Source organism: Hymenobacter sp. J193 (assembly GCF_024700075.1).
In the GTDB taxonomy this organism is placed as follows: Bacteria; Bacteroidota; Bacteroidia; order Cytophagales; family Hymenobacteraceae; genus Hymenobacter.
Genome location: NZ_JAJONE010000001.1, coordinates 2,289,204 through 2,302,074 on the forward strand (window position 1 = coordinate 2,289,204; position 12,871 = coordinate 2,302,074).

The window sequence follows — 12,871 nt, forward strand, 5'->3', positions numbered from 1 at the left end:
CGCTTGCTTTTTTACAGGAGCCGGCCTAGGCAGGCCGCGTTGCCTGCTACATGAAATATTTCAGACGAATAACTTCCTTCTCGTTCAGGAAGCGCCATTTGCCCCGGGGCAGGTCCTTTTTGGTGAGGCCGGCGTACTGCACGCGGTCCAGCGTTACTACATCGTAGCCCAGGTGCTCGAAGATGCGGCGCACGATGCGGTTGCGGCCAATGTGCAGCTCTACCCCCACAAAATGCGGATTCCCGGCCACTACGGCCACGTCGTCTACTTCGGCTTTGCCGTCTTCCAGCTGCAGGCCTTCCGTAATCTGGCGCAGGTGCTCCTCCGTCAGCGGCTTGTCCAGCTCAACCTGGTAGATTTTCTTGTTTTTGTGTGAGGGGTGCGAAAGTTTCTGCGCCACTTCCCCATCGTTGGTAAACAGCAGCAGCCCCGTGGTGTTGCGGTCGAGGCGGCCTACCGGGAAGATGCGCTCCTTCGAGGCATTGGCTACCAGCTCCATCACCGTGCGGCGGCCTTCGGGGTCTTCCGTAGTAGTGATGAAGTCCTTGGGCTTGTTCAGCAGCACGTACACCAGCTTCTCCCGGTTGAGGTTGGTTTTGCCGTACTGCACCGTGTCGGAAGGCTGAACTTTGTAGCCCATTTCCGTTACCACCTCGCCATTCACCCGGATTTCACCGGCCGCAATCAGCGAATCGGCCTCCCGGCGGGAGCAGATGCCCGCATTGGCAATGTAGCGGTTCAGACGCGTCAGCTCCTCGGCGGGCTCTTCGTCGCGGCGGCGCTTGTTACCCCGGCTTTTGTCTTCCTCGTAGTACTTCAGGTTTTTGTAGTCGGGGGCTTCGCCGGCCACTTCACCGTACTTGCGCTTGCCTGCCTGGTTGGAATCCGCGTCGCGGCCGGTGCGCTTGTTGATGGTACGCTCCGGACGGTCGCCGTACGGGCGCGCCTCCCGCTTGTCGGCGCCAAAAGAGCCAGGGCGGCTGGTGCGCTTCTCGCCGAAGCTTCCCCCACCAAAGCCGGTTTCGCGGCGGGCACCAAACCCACCAGGTTTCCGGTCCCGGTCGTTCACAGCCTCGCGCTGCCCATAGCCACCGGGGCGCCGGTCACTTTCCTCGCGGGGCGCCGACTCAGAACGGCGTTCCGGACGGTCAGTATCCAGATTCTCGGGGCGGCCCCGGTAGTCGAACTGCCGGGCGGGCCGCACTTCCCGCTCCCCGCTGATCTGGCGGGGCTCACGCTCGGGTGCTGGCGGCGTGGGCCGGAAGTCGGTTGATTCTTTCGGACCACGTGGGTCCTGCTTTATAAACTTGCGGTTCCGCTCGCCGGGCAAGCCACGAGGCACCGCAGCCTTTCCTTCCTGGCGATAGGGTTGGCCACCCCAGGTTTCTTTGGGCTCGAAGGGCCGCACCGGACGCTCCTCGCGGGGACGCTCATCCCGGCGGTCATCCCGCCGCTGATCGGGCCGGAAACCGCGCCGGTCGTCGCCGCCAAAGCGGGGCTGGCCGTAGCCACCGGGCCGGCTACTACCGCCTCGGGGTGAAAAGCCCCCACCCGACTGACCAAACTTTTTGGGGCCGCCAAAACCGCCGCTCCCCGATTTGCGCGGGCCATCGAAGCTGCCGCCGCTGGGGCGTCCAAAAGAAGGACGGTCGGCGTTGAAACCACGGCGGTTTTCTTCGCTGCCGCCGCCAAAGCGGGGAGCACCGGAACCAGCACGCTCGTCGCGGCTGTGGCCGGGGCCGGAAAACTTGCGTGGGCCTTCAGCACGGCCACTGTCGGTAGGGCGGCCCTGGGGGCCACGGCCACGGCGGCCTGGAGTATCGTCGGAGAAATGTTTCTTGCCCATACAGGTAGGCTTAGGTGCCGTATCGCTACGGTACGTGGGTAAAAGATGAAAATACGAAATTGGTGCGCGGAAAACGACGCCCGGTAGAAAACAGTGCCCGGACCAGCAAACAGCCCCTGCGGGAGCCGGCTGCTGGTCCGGGCGTTACTGGCGAGCCAGCGCGGCGTTTAGTCGCGGCGGGCCATCTTGGCTTCGATGGAATGCTGGGTGTGGGGCACGGCGCGCAGGCGCTCCTTCGGAATGAGCTTGCCGGTGCCGATGCACACGCCGTACGTACCGTTCTTGATGCGTACCAGGGCGTTTTCGAGCTGCTGGATAAACTTCATCTGGCGCGAAGCCAACTGGTTGAGGCTTTCCTTCTCGGCCGTATCAGCACCATCTTCCAGCACCTTCGAAGAAGATGCCGTGTTGTCGGTACCCGAATCGTTTTTGCGGCTCAGGGTTTCTTTGATGAACGCTACTTCCTTGCGGGCAGCAGTAAGCTTATCCTGGATGATTTCCGCAAACTCGGCCAGATCTTCCCTGGAATAGCGTAGGTTTTCTTCACTCATGGGAACAGGGAATTGAATATGGAGGTATTTAGCTAAGCACCACGTACCGGGGTTGCTGGGGCGAAACAGCAGGCTCACAAAATTAGTTTGCTGCTCCTATTTCATCTGCAACCTTGCTACGGTAAGTAGCACACGTCGTTTCCGGCCGCAAAGCTACGGCTTTGTCCTGATTTGCGCTACAGGCATTTTACTACGTGAGCAGCTAAGACTCAGAAACCTAGCATATGAATGGCCGTCACGGCGGCTTCCACCCCCTTATTGCCGTGCTTGCCACCGGCCCGGTCCCAGGCCTGCTCTTCGGTATTGGTAGTCACCAGCCCAAAGATGACGGGCTTGTTGAACTTCAGACCTACCGTAGTAAGGCCCTGAGCTACGGCATGACAGATGTAGTCATCATGCTTGGTTTCGCCCTTAATGACCACACCGAGACAGATAACGGCGTCGATTTCCTCGTGTTGGGCCAGCAGCTGCGCCCCCAGCGTCAGCTCGAAGCTACCGGGCACGGTGTTGCGGAACACGTTTTCTTCCTTGGCCCCGTGCTTGAGCAGCGTTTCGTAGGCACCTTGGGCCAGCGTATCCGTAATGGCGCGGTTCCACTCGGCCACTACCAGACCGAATTTCTTTTCGCTGATATCAACAAACTGATCGGAAGTATAGTCGCTGAGGTTCTTGAGGGCAGTTGCCATAGTCGGGTTGAGGTTGAAGAAAGCACAGGGCGGTCGGCCGCAAAGGTACTCGCCCACGTTTCCTGTTCTTTCTTGGGTTTTGGTTTAAACAAAAAGGTGACCGTGGGGCCACCTTTTTATTTTATTGGGTTATGGTTTCGGCTACTTGCCGGCCAGTCCTTCGGCGCGGCCTTTCAGCTGCTTGGCGTCGGTGGCTTCGGCGGCGGTGGGGTAGTCCGTCAGAATCCGGTTGTAGGCTTTCAGCGCGCCTTCGTAGTCTTTGGCCAGCTCGCGGGCCGTGGCTTCCTTCAGCAGGTAACCGGGCGTGAAGTACTCATTGCTCTTGTAGTCGGCGGCCTTGGCGTACAGCTCGGCGGCTTCCTTGATTTTGTTGAGCTCCAGGTTGGCGTCACCCAGCAGGGCGTAGGCACGGGCCTGCAGCAGCAGGTCATCGGAGCTGAAGTCTTCCAGGTAGTTAATGGCCTCCTGGTATTTGCCGGCTTTCAGCGAAGCAGCGCCGGCGTAGAAGTTGGCCAGGTTGCCCGCCTTGGTGCCGCTGTAGTCGTTGGCTACGGCTTCGAGGCCCCGATACTGACCGTCACCTTTCAGGGCTTTGTTTACTGAGTCAGCTTCCCAATAGTTCACGGCCTGGAACAGCTCGGCCTGGGCCTTCTCGTCCTGCTTGCCCTGCCAGATGTACCAGCCGAAGCCGCCTACCACCGCCAGCACCACCACCGTCAGCAAGCCGAGCAGCAGGTTTTTGTTGCGGCGCACGAAATCCTCCGAACCAGCGAGGCGGGCGGCCAGCGCATCCGGGTCTTCCAGCAAAGGGTGCTCGGGCACGAACGTTTCCGGGGCCGGCTGATTGGGGTCAGCGGGCACCTGGGTTTGCTGCGGGCGATTCAGCGGGCTGTTTCGCGTGTAAGGAATCTTCGACATCAGGGTGAAATTCAGAAAAAGAAGGCTAGGCGGCGTTGAAGCTGCCTTGGCGGGTTAGTCGTGGATATAGGGGTAATCCTGCTGCACGTACACATCTTTGTACAGTTCGTCGGCCGTGGGGAAGGGCGAGTTTTCGGCAAACTCCACCGACTCCAGCACCTGCACCTTGATCTTCTCGTCGATGGCCGCCAGATCTTCTTCCGTGGCCATGTTGTTCGTCAGGATGGTATGGCGCACAGATTCGATAGCGTCGCGCGAGCGGTAGTCTTCCAGCTCTTCCTTGGTGCGGTACTTGGCGGGGTCACTCATGGAGTGGCCTTTGTAGCGGTATGTTTTGAACTCCAGGAACGTGGGGCCCTCACCGGCGCGGGCGCGCTCAGCAGCCCGGGCTACGGCGTGGTGTACGTCTTCCACGTTCATGGCATTCACCGGCTCCGAGGGCATGTCGTAGCTTTCACCCAGGGTGTAGAGCTCCGTCACGTTGGAGGTACGCTGCACCGAGGTGCCCATGGCGTAGCCGTTGTTTTCTACCACGAAGATGACGGGCAGCTTCCACAGCATAGCCATGTTGAAGGCCTCGTGCAGGGCGCCCTGGCGCACGGCCCCGTCGCCCATGTAGCAGATGCACAGGTTGCCGGTCTTGTTATACTTCTCGGTGAAGGCAATGCCGGCGCCCATGGGCACCTGCGCTCCCACGATACCGTGGCCGCCAATGAAGTTAACACCCTTATCAAAGATGTGCATGGAGCCGCCTTTGCCCTTGGAGCAGCCCGTAGCCTTGGCATAGAGCTCAGCCATAATAGCATTAGGCGAGGTGCCCAGCGCTAAAGGATGCGCGTGGTCGCGGTAGGCAGTAATCCACTTGTCGTCCTTGGTGAGGGCCGACACAGCGCCGGCTACGCAGGCTTCCTGGCCAATGTATAGGTGGCAGAAGCCTTTGATTTTTTGCTGACCGTAGAGCTGGCCGGCCTTCTCCTCAAACTTGCGCATAAGCTGCATTTGCTCGTACCAGCGCAGGTAGGTTTCCTTCGGAAATTCGGGATTAGAGGTCGGCGTTGCTTTAGGCGCGTCGGTAGCGGCCTGGGCCTCGCCGTTGGCGGGCGGCAATACCGGATCAGGCTGCTGCACGGTTTCGGGTGCAGCCTTGCCTGTAGAGGAGGCCTTGGGAGTCGACGATTTTTTCGTCGAATTGGAAGCCTTCGGGGTAGCCTTTACTTTCGTCTCCGCCATCTTGCTTTCGATTGTTCGCGTTTGGGATGCGAAAGTACGTAAAAGGATTGCAATTCCGAACCCAAACATGACACTTGATAGCCTCCACTTACTCTTCTTCAAAAACTACGAAGAAGCCAATCTGAGCTTCTCCCCGCACATCAATTGCTTTGTGGGCGACAATGGGAGCGGCAAGACCAACCTGCTGGATGCTATCCATTACCTCTCACTCACTAAGAGTGCCTTCACGGTAGCCGACGCCCAAAGCATCAAGCAGGGCGAGGAGCTGTTCGTGGTGAAGGGCCGTTTCCAGGCCTCAGCCGAGGCCAAACCCGAAACCATTCAGTGTAGCCTGCGCCTGGGTCAGAAGAAGGCCGTCACCCACGACAAGCAGGCTTACGAGCGGGTGTCCGACCACATCGGGCGCTACCCCGTGGTGCTCATCTCCCCCTACGATACCGACCTTATCCGGCAGGGCAGCGAGGAGCGCCGTAAGTACTTCGACAGCCTTATCTCCCAGCTCGACCACGAGTACCTCGAAGCGCTTATCCGCTATACTCACGCCCTCAAGCAGCGCAACTCTTTGCTCAAGCTGGCTGCCGACCGCCAGGCCGGCTACGACCGGGACTACCTGCTGGTGCTGGATGAGCAGCTGGCTCCGCTGGGCGAGCAGCTGGTACGGCGGCGGCAGGAGTTCCTCACCGAGTTCGAGCCCGTGTTTCAGCGCCACTACGAGCAGCTGGCCGATGCCCGCGAGCAGGTGACGCTTACGTATAAGAGTGAACTGCCCGGCGCTGACTTTCTGAAGCTGCTACGCCTGCAGGAGCGCAAAGACCTCACCTTACAGCGCACAACCTTAGGTCCGCACAAGGATGACTTCACCTTTCTGATGGACGAGTTGCCGGTAAAAAGCTACGGGTCGCAGGGTCAGCAGAAGTCGTTTGCTATTGCGCTCAAGCTGGCGCAGTTCGAAGTCATTGCTCTACACAAGCAGCACAAGCCCCTGCTTTTGCTGGATGACATTTTCGACCGACTCGACGAGAAGCGCATCACCCGCCTGATGCAGCTGGTGGCCAACCATACCTTCGGCCAGATATTCCTTACCGATACGCACCTGGAGCGCACCGACCGGGTACTGGCGTCCCTTTCCGATGATATCCGTCGGTTTCGGGTTGAATCGGGCCGGGTGCAGCCGCTTTAGCTTGGCTCTGCCGTACCTTTGCGGGGCCGCTGCCAGCCGTTCAGGTTCGCGCGTTACATACAAAATGGCGTTCAAAAAACCTTATTCCTCCGAAAACTCCCGTCAATCGGACATTGTGCCGTTGAAGGATGGAATTACCGCTTTGCTACGGGCCTACCGCCTTCAGGGCAAGCTGGACGAGGTAACGGTGGTGGCTAGTTGGGAGCGGGTGATGGGCAAAGCCGTAGCCATGAAAACCCAGCAGGTATATGTGAGCAACAGCAAGCTTTTCGTTCGCCTCTCGTCCGCCCCGCTCAAGCACGAGCTCTTTATGGCCAAGACCCAGGTACTGGCCAACCTGAATGCCGAAGTAGGCTCGGAGGTTATCAAAGAGGTTGTCTTTCTCTAGCCTGTTTTTGTTTGGTCTGATTCAGCTAGCCTGACCCACTATCGGGGCAGGCTTTTTTGTGGCTTGTTCTTGCCTCACGACTTTCTCCAAGCCAGCCTGACTCCTGACTGGGGCAAGCAACGCTAGCTGGCCGTTTGAGCTTAAAAGAGAAAGGCCATGGACTGGCCCGCTTACTTCAGAATAAGTCGACAACATTTCCAACTCCTCCCCTACTCGCCTGGCACAGGCTCATAGCCCAACCGACACCGCTCGTTGTCGAGCAGGTGCAAGTGCTGCTCGGCATCCAGCCGGGTGCGGGCATTATCAAACTCTTCCCGGAACTGCTCCTTCACCTCACGCCGCTTAATAGCCTCCATGAAGCGGCGGGTATCTTCCGGGCTTTCCAGCAGTAGCCCCGGCACGGGAGTAGGCCGTCCCAAGTCATCCTTAGCCACCATAGTAAAATAGCTCGTGTTGGTGTGCTTCACTGAGCCTTTTCGCACGTCCTCGGCAATGACCTTGATGCCCACCAGCAGGGAGGTGCGACCAACGTAGTTGACGGAAGCCAGCAACGAAACCAGCTCCCCTACTTCCACCGGCTGGAGGAAATTTACTCCATCCACGCTTACCGTCACGCAGTACGCGCCGGCATGTTTGGAGGCCGCAGCGTAGGCTACTTTGTCCATCAGGGAAAGCAAAATACCACCGTGGATTTTCCCGCCGAAGTTCGCGTAAGCCGGTATCATGAGCTCCGTCAGGGTTACGCGGGAGTAGGATACGGGCTGGTAGTCTAGAGGTGGCATAGGGCGTATTCTGTTTATGAAAGCAGGTGTACTATGTAAAAAATTAAGCGGCCGTCTGGCTTGGCTATCGACCAGTTTCCGGTCTTTGGTCTTCTGTGTAACTTTTATGACCTCGTTTGCAACCTGATTTTCGCTACTGGCTACGGACAAAAATGTTTCACGTGGAACACTTTTGTTCACTTAGGACCATACACTTTCAGAAGAAGCTCATTGTAAGCCTCAAGCAGAGCAATGTACTTGTGCTGCAGGGCCATTAGCTGCTTGGTTGCGTCTATATCGGCCGGGGCTGATACACTATTACGCACTGGTGTTACACGTTCTGATGCAACACCAATATGTGTAACAGGCGCTGTAACTGTAAAGGGCAATACAGTTTGTTGCAAAGTTGTAAAGTCATGCGAAAAGTCATGAGATATTATTTCGCCGATACGTTTAACGAAATTGTAATCAAGTGTCTCTTCTTTGAATTTACGATATATCGTTGGACGTGTAATACCCAGCTCGTCCACGATACGCGTAATCGAAATTCCGCTGTTCTTGATGGCTTCCTGCAGTATTTCGCCCTGATGCGGCATGGTCGGCGGTGTAAGATTAATGTAGAGTGTAAATATGAGCAAAGTGTTTTGCGTAAACAAAAACCAGATACAATTACCCGAAATGATACACGCTATAATGATACATACGAATGTAATAAATACACTTTACAGAGAAGTGTTACAATGATACACGTATACAAATTTTGTAACACGTCAGAAATTATATTACAATGACAGTGTTAATGTAACAATTGAAGCCTGTCTGATTAACGCACCACAACGGTGTAGCGGATTAGAATGCACTACTGCGCCATCAATCCTCTATTAGGAAAAGTGGGTGTGTAACTATCAACGAACTGGCAGAGTAAGTTGCCACCAGCGCCTAGCGGGCTGGCAGAAACCGATTGGGATAGTCGGTAGTGATGCCGGCGGGACGCAGGGCCAGCAGACGCTTGAAATCCCCGGGGTCATTTACCGTCCACGGTACCAGCTGCACCGCCAGGCCAGCCAGCTCGGCAGCCAGCTCAGGCGTGACCAGATGATGCTGCGGACCATACACGGCGGGTGTAAATCCCAGCTGCTCCAGGTGCTGGCTGAACGGCTGCACATCTTCTACCAGCAGGCAGAGCGGCAGCATGGGCAACTGCCGGTGCGCGAGCTGCAGGATGCGCTTGTCGAAGCAGAGCAGCGTGGTGCGGGGCAGGACCTGAGACGCCCGTAGCTCCTGTAGCACCAGCTCCAGGAATCGACCCGGCAATGGCTGGAAAAGGCCATCGGCTGCCGGGTCGCTTTTTAGCTCGATGCTGTAGCGTACCGGAGCGCGGCCCAGCTCGCCGGCCAGGCTATCGAGATTGTGCACTACTTCGCTAAGCAGGGGCTTATAGGCTGGTTCGGGCTGCTGCTCCAAGAAGGCAGGGTGCCGGGTAAGCCCGCAGTCGTACCGGCGGATTTCGGCGTAGGGCAGCGCGTACAGGTTGTGCGCGTACTGCTCGGCGGGGCTGATGGGCAAGCCAGCCGGCGTGCGGCAAATAGTGGCCGACATCCAGGGCTCGTGCGAGACTACCACGCGGTTGTCGGCCGACACCACCACGTCCAGCTCTATTACCTCAACTCCCAGCTGCACGGCATACCGAAAAGCCGAAAGCGTGTTTTCGGGCCGCAGGCCGCGGCAGCCACGGTGACCATGAATAACGGGATAGTAGGCGGAATCAGACATGGAAAACGTGAACCTTAGTGCGCTGACCAGCCGGCCAGGAGCGCATTTTGTAGAGTATACGAATGCCGGCTATTCTGCTCCCCTTTGTACCTTGGGCGCATGAAAAAGATTATTCTAGCCGTTGTAGTGCTGGCCCTGCTTCTGGGCGGCTACCTCTATTATCGTCATATGTCGGGCACTCCCGAGTACTCGCTGATGCAGGCGGCTAAAGCCGCGCACGACCACGATGCCGCCGCCTTTGGGCGCTATGTGGATGTAGAAAGCGTGACGGGCAGCCTGGTGGACCAGGTAGCAACTCAGGGCGCGGCGCTGGGCGTGCTCAATCCGGGTGGCCTGGCCATGAAGGGCGCGCTGCGCCTTCTTAAGCCCCAGCTAACGCAGGCGGCTCGCCGCGAGGTAGAGCGGTACATCGAAACCGGCTCCCTGGAAGCCGCAGCTGCTGCAGCCCCCAAGCGGGCGGTGAACGTATCCATTCTGGGGCTGGCCGGTAAAGTGGTGAGCCCCGACAGCCAGTTCAAAGGCATCAAGTACAGCCGCGAAGAAGGCGAGCAGGCGCTGGTAGGACTGGAGTTCACCCAGCCGCGCTACGACACAACGGTAGTGGTAGAAGTGAAAATGCGCAACCAGGGCGAATATTGGCAGGCCACTGAAATCACCAACACCGGGGAAATATTGAAGCACGTAGCTCGGCTGGAGAAAAACCAGTTGCTGAAACGGAAGTAAGAAGTAAGCTGATACTATTATCAACAAAAAGCCCCACACTCTGAGAGTGTGGGGCTTTTTGTTGTGTGATGACGTTGCGCTAGATCACGCCCGTATTGGATTTACCACGACCGGCAAACAGCCAGTAGATGATCAGGCCAGCTAAGGGGAAGAAGAAGATAATGGCAGCCCACAGAATCTTTTTGCCAATTGTCCAGGGCTGACGGAACACGTCGAGCAAAGCCAGAACATCCAAGATAAGGAGAACCCAGCCCCAGGTGGCCAGGCCGCCGTTGGCATTGAAACGGGCACAAGATGAAACAAGGAGCATCAGCGCGAAAAGCGGCGCAGCGGCAGCCAAACGGCTGGTAGAAGCAATGATTTTGTTCATGGGAGTAGAGAGAAAAGGTGATGAATGCCCTTCTGTACGCCTCACTGCCCGGAATGGATATAGATTATGCAATATTTTTTATACAAACTATTGATTTACAATAAATTACTTAAATAAGTACGCACTTTATCCCAGAACTCACCCGCAGCAGCAGGCGCCAGCAGCAGCGAAAGCACGGCTCCGTACAAGGCGCCGTAGAAGTGAGCATCGTGGTTGATATTATCCCCCTGCCGGCGCGCCATGTAGTAGGAATACGCCAGGTACAGGATGCCAAACACGAAGGGCTGAATGGGAACCGGCAGCGGAAAGATGTAGATACCGCCCCCACCCAGCGCCACGGGGTAAAACAACACGCTGGCAAATACCACCGCCGAAACGCCGCCCGAAGCTCCCAGACTAGTGTAAGTAGGATCGTGACGGTGTCGCAGATAGGTGGGAATATCCGACACGATGATGGCGCCCAGGTACAGCAGCAGAAAGCACATTGTGCCGCCCACCAGGCCGTAGCGGGCCGCATACTCCTGCTGCACCACTGGGCTGAAGGAGTAGAACGCCCACAGATTGAAAAACAAGTGCACGAAGTCAGCGTGCAGGAAGCCGGAGGTAAGGAAGCGGTACCACTGCTGCCGGCGCTCTACCAGGTATGGGTTGAACACCCAGCTCTCGAGCAAATTCCGGTTCGACCACGCGTACATGGAAATGCCGGCAGTTAGCGCAATCAGAATCAGCGCGGGATTGAGGAAGGGCATAAGGGAAGGAAAAGGGGAAGACGCTTAAAGCAGGTAGCTAGGTTAGCTTTCCCGCTCTAGTAGCTGCAAGGCCAGTTGGTGCAGTGGTTTTTTACGCATTTCGGGGGCCGTCACGCGCTCCAGGTGCTGCAAGGCGTCCAGGAAGTAGTCATTGATGAGTTGCTCCGTCTGCGGGCGTATTTCGAGCTCATCGTACACGGCCCGCACGGCCTGCACTTTGGCATCGGCATCCGGCACGGGCTGACCGATGTGGTGGGCCAGTACGGCGCGCTGGGCTTCGCTGGCCTGGGCCTGGGCTGTGAGCAGCAGATAGGTCTTCTTATCACTTACAATGTCACCGCCCACGCGCTTGCCGAAAGTGGCCGCGTCGCCGTACACGTCGAGCAGGTCGTCGCGCAGCTGGAAGGCTAGGCCGATGCCTACCCCGAACTGGCGCAGGTGGTCAGCATCCTCGCGGGAAGCACCGCCCAGCAAAGCGCCCAGCTCCAGGGCAAAGCCCAGCAGCACGGCCGTCTTTAGGCGAATCATGTCGAGGTACTGCGCTATGCTAACCTCGCTTTCCGTTTCGAAGTTCATGTCCCACTGCTGGCCTTCGCACACCTCGGCGGCCGTTTGCGAGAAGCGGCGCAGCACGTGAGCCAGCAGCTCGGGTTGGATGTCGAACAGCAGCTCATAGGCCCGCACCAGCATCACGTCGCCGCTCAGAATGGCCACGTTGGGGTTCCAGCTCTCGTGCACGGTAGCCTGCCCCCGGCGCAGGGGCGCCTGGTCCATCAGGTCGTCGTGGAGCAAGGTGAAGTTGTGGAAGACCTCAGTAGCCAGCGCGGGCTTTACTATAGGCCCCAGGTCATCGGTGAAGAGGTGGGCGCCAAGTAGCGTGAGCAGGGGTCGGATGCGCTTGCCACCCAGGCCCATGATGTAGCGGATGGGCTCGTAGAGGCTGGTGGGCTGGTCGCCGTAGCGCAGGTCGGCGAGGCCGGCAGAAAGTTTATCGGTGAAGTAAGACAGGTCCACGGAAAAAGGTCGAGGTTCGGAGAGGCAAGGTACGGCGGCGCAAGCGAAGCAGTTGGAACCAAGCCACAGCTGGGTTCTGTACAGGTTCAGACACTACCGCGTCCGTTTGCTCGTTATGCTCACTTAATGTCCTACTGCTATGCTTACCAGACTACTCTTCAGTATCAGCCTGCTGCTATTCACGGCTCAGACCACCTATGCCCAGGAGTCTTATAACCGCTGGGAAGCTAGCAAGCCGAAGCCAGTAGTCCCCTTGCCCCGCAAGCCCCCCGTTCCGGCTCCCCCAGCAGCTCCCGCGCCCTCCGATTCGACGGTGCTCACCACGGGTGATTATTATATTCTGGAGGTGATGCCTATTTTCCCAGGTGGTCAGGAAGCCATGTTCAACTACATTAAAAAGAACCTAAAGCGCCCACCTGGTCCCAAGCAACGCGGAGAGGTTATGGTGCAGTTTACGGTATCGTCGTCAGGTGTAGTGACTGGGGCCAGCGTGTTACCAGGCCAGGGACTGAACCCGGCTTATGATGCGGCAGCCGTGGAAATCATAACCCGTCTGCCCAAGTTCAGGCCTGGTACTCGCCACAACAAGGCAGTCGATATGATTCTAACCACTCCGGTACATTTCAAATAAGTGGGCGAGTGCACTCAGGGCACCTGTCCTGAGCAATGTCTTACGCCCTAA

The 12,871-nt window shown here is 57.7% G+C and carries 15 protein-coding genes; 4 read left to right on the plus strand and 11 right to left on the minus strand.

The genetic code is table 11. The features are described from left to right. Window positions 1-46 precede the first annotated feature (46 nt). The 5 genes from LRS06_RS09945 to pdhA form a co-directional block, all read right to left on the minus strand. A complete protein-coding gene (locus tag LRS06_RS09945; protein ID WP_257871348.1) occupies window positions 47-1,846 on the minus strand; it encodes a pseudouridine synthase in 1,800 nt (599 codons plus the stop codon). 167 nt (window positions 1,847-2,013) lie between these two features. Beyond that, entirely contained in the window at window positions 2,014-2,397 is a 384-nt protein-coding gene (locus LRS06_RS09950; protein ID WP_196955541.1) for a TraR/DksA C4-type zinc finger protein, read from the minus strand. 209 nt (window positions 2,398-2,606) lie between these two features. Next, window positions 2,607-3,083 (minus strand): 6,7-dimethyl-8-ribityllumazine synthase, encoded by a 477-nt coding sequence (ribH, locus tag LRS06_RS09955; protein ID WP_257871349.1) that lies wholly within the window; start codon window positions 3,081-3,083, stop codon window positions 2,607-2,609. 141 nt (window positions 3,084-3,224) lie between these two features. Further along, entirely contained in the window at window positions 3,225-4,001 is a 777-nt protein-coding gene (locus LRS06_RS09960) for a tol-pal system YbgF family protein (RefSeq protein ID WP_257871350.1), read from the minus strand. Window positions 4,002-4,055: 54 nt separating this feature from the next. Continuing rightward, entirely contained in the window at window positions 4,056-5,231 is a 1,176-nt protein-coding gene (gene pdhA, locus LRS06_RS09965) for a pyruvate dehydrogenase (acetyl-transferring) E1 component subunit alpha (protein ID WP_257871351.1), read from the minus strand. Between the two features lie 67 nt (window positions 5,232-5,298). Between pdhA and recF the strand changes: the two genes are divergently transcribed. Further along, window positions 5,299-6,411 (plus strand): DNA replication/repair protein RecF, encoded by a 1,113-nt coding sequence (gene recF, locus LRS06_RS09970; RefSeq protein WP_257871352.1) that lies wholly within the window; start codon window positions 5,299-5,301, stop codon window positions 6,409-6,411. A 64-nt stretch (window positions 6,412-6,475) separates the two neighbouring features. Continuing rightward, window positions 6,476-6,799, plus strand: coding sequence for a DUF721 domain-containing protein (locus LRS06_RS09975; RefSeq protein ID WP_196955546.1), 324 nt, complete (start codon window positions 6,476-6,478; stop codon window positions 6,797-6,799). Between the two features lie 209 nt (window positions 6,800-7,008). On the opposite strand, the gene LRS06_RS09980 is transcribed toward LRS06_RS09975, so the two are convergent. The 3 genes from LRS06_RS09980 to LRS06_RS09990 form a co-directional block, all read right to left on the minus strand. Then, entirely contained in the window at window positions 7,009-7,581 is a 573-nt protein-coding gene (locus LRS06_RS09980) for an acyl-CoA thioesterase (protein WP_257871353.1), read from the minus strand. Between the two features lie 176 nt (window positions 7,582-7,757). Next, window positions 7,758-8,156, minus strand: coding sequence for a helix-turn-helix domain-containing protein (locus LRS06_RS09985; protein ID WP_257871354.1), 399 nt, complete (start codon window positions 8,154-8,156; stop codon window positions 7,758-7,760). 343 nt (window positions 8,157-8,499) lie between these two features. Further along, window positions 8,500-9,333, minus strand: coding sequence for a glycerophosphodiester phosphodiesterase family protein (locus tag LRS06_RS09990; RefSeq protein ID WP_257871355.1), 834 nt, complete (start codon window positions 9,331-9,333; stop codon window positions 8,500-8,502). 99 nt (window positions 9,334-9,432) lie between these two features. Here LRS06_RS09990 and LRS06_RS09995 point away from each other — a divergent pair, with 99 nt between their 5' ends. Next, complete coding sequence (locus tag LRS06_RS09995) at window positions 9,433-10,056, plus strand: DUF2939 domain-containing protein (protein ID WP_257871356.1); 624 nt, start codon at window positions 9,433-9,435, stop codon at window positions 10,054-10,056. Window positions 10,057-10,135: 79 nt separating this feature from the next. Here the strand turns inward: LRS06_RS09995 and LRS06_RS10000 are convergent, their stop codons facing one another. From LRS06_RS10000 to LRS06_RS10010, 3 genes are all read right to left on the minus strand, one after another. Continuing rightward, window positions 10,136-10,426 carry a PLDc N-terminal domain-containing protein gene (locus tag LRS06_RS10000; RefSeq protein ID WP_257871357.1) on the minus strand — a complete coding sequence of 97 codons (291 nt, stop codon included), beginning with the start codon at window positions 10,424-10,426 and terminating at the stop codon, window positions 10,136-10,138. 95 nt (window positions 10,427-10,521) lie between these two features. Beyond that, a complete protein-coding gene (locus tag LRS06_RS10005) occupies window positions 10,522-11,175 on the minus strand; it encodes a rhomboid family intramembrane serine protease (protein ID WP_257871358.1) in 654 nt (217 codons plus the stop codon). Window positions 11,176-11,217: 42 nt separating this feature from the next. Then, window positions 11,218-12,189, minus strand: coding sequence for a polyprenyl synthetase family protein (locus LRS06_RS10010; protein WP_257871359.1), 972 nt, complete (start codon window positions 12,187-12,189; stop codon window positions 11,218-11,220). Window positions 12,190-12,328: 139 nt separating this feature from the next. Here LRS06_RS10010 and LRS06_RS10015 point away from each other — a divergent pair, with 139 nt between their 5' ends. Then, window positions 12,329-12,820 (plus strand): energy transducer TonB, encoded by a 492-nt coding sequence (locus tag LRS06_RS10015; RefSeq protein ID WP_257871360.1) that lies wholly within the window; start codon window positions 12,329-12,331, stop codon window positions 12,818-12,820. The last annotated feature ends 51 nt before the right edge of the window (window positions 12,821-12,871 follow it).

What these genes read in the sequence shown, in the direction of transcription:
- LRS06_RS09945 (WP_257871348.1), bottom strand. Translation starts at nt 1,846, where the DNA reads ATGGGCAAGAAACATTTCTCCGACGATACTCCAGGCCGCCGTGGCCGT.
- LRS06_RS09950 (WP_196955541.1), bottom strand. Translation starts at nt 2,397, where the DNA reads ATGAGTGAAGAAAACCTACGCTATTCCAGGGAAGATCTGGCCGAGTTT.
- ribH (WP_257871349.1), bottom strand. Translation starts at nt 3,083, where the DNA reads ATGGCAACTGCCCTCAAGAACCTCAGCGACTATACTTCCGATCAGTTT.
- LRS06_RS09960 (WP_257871350.1), bottom strand. Translation starts at nt 4,001, where the DNA reads ATGTCGAAGATTCCTTACACGCGAAACAGCCCGCTGAATCGCCCGCAG.
- pdhA (WP_257871351.1), bottom strand. Translation starts at nt 5,231, where the DNA reads ATGGCGGAGACGAAAGTAAAGGCTACCCCGAAGGCTTCCAATTCGACG.
- recF (WP_257871352.1), top strand. Translation starts at nt 5,299, where the DNA reads ATGACACTTGATAGCCTCCACTTACTCTTCTTCAAAAACTACGAAGAA.
- LRS06_RS09975 (WP_196955546.1), top strand. Translation starts at nt 6,476, where the DNA reads ATGGCGTTCAAAAAACCTTATTCCTCCGAAAACTCCCGTCAATCGGAC.
- LRS06_RS09980 (WP_257871353.1), bottom strand. Translation starts at nt 7,581, where the DNA reads ATGCCACCTCTAGACTACCAGCCCGTATCCTACTCCCGCGTAACCCTG.
- LRS06_RS09985 (WP_257871354.1), bottom strand. Translation starts at nt 8,156, where the DNA reads ATGCCGCATCAGGGCGAAATACTGCAGGAAGCCATCAAGAACAGCGGA.
- LRS06_RS09990 (WP_257871355.1), bottom strand. Translation starts at nt 9,333, where the DNA reads ATGTCTGATTCCGCCTACTATCCCGTTATTCATGGTCACCGTGGCTGC.
- LRS06_RS09995 (WP_257871356.1), top strand. Translation starts at nt 9,433, where the DNA reads ATGAAAAAGATTATTCTAGCCGTTGTAGTGCTGGCCCTGCTTCTGGGC.
- LRS06_RS10000 (WP_257871357.1), bottom strand. Translation starts at nt 10,426, where the DNA reads ATGAACAAAATCATTGCTTCTACCAGCCGTTTGGCTGCCGCTGCGCCG.
- LRS06_RS10005 (WP_257871358.1), bottom strand. Translation starts at nt 11,175, where the DNA reads ATGCCCTTCCTCAATCCCGCGCTGATTCTGATTGCGCTAACTGCCGGC.
- LRS06_RS10015 (WP_257871360.1), top strand. Translation starts at nt 12,329, where the DNA reads ATGCTTACCAGACTACTCTTCAGTATCAGCCTGCTGCTATTCACGGCT.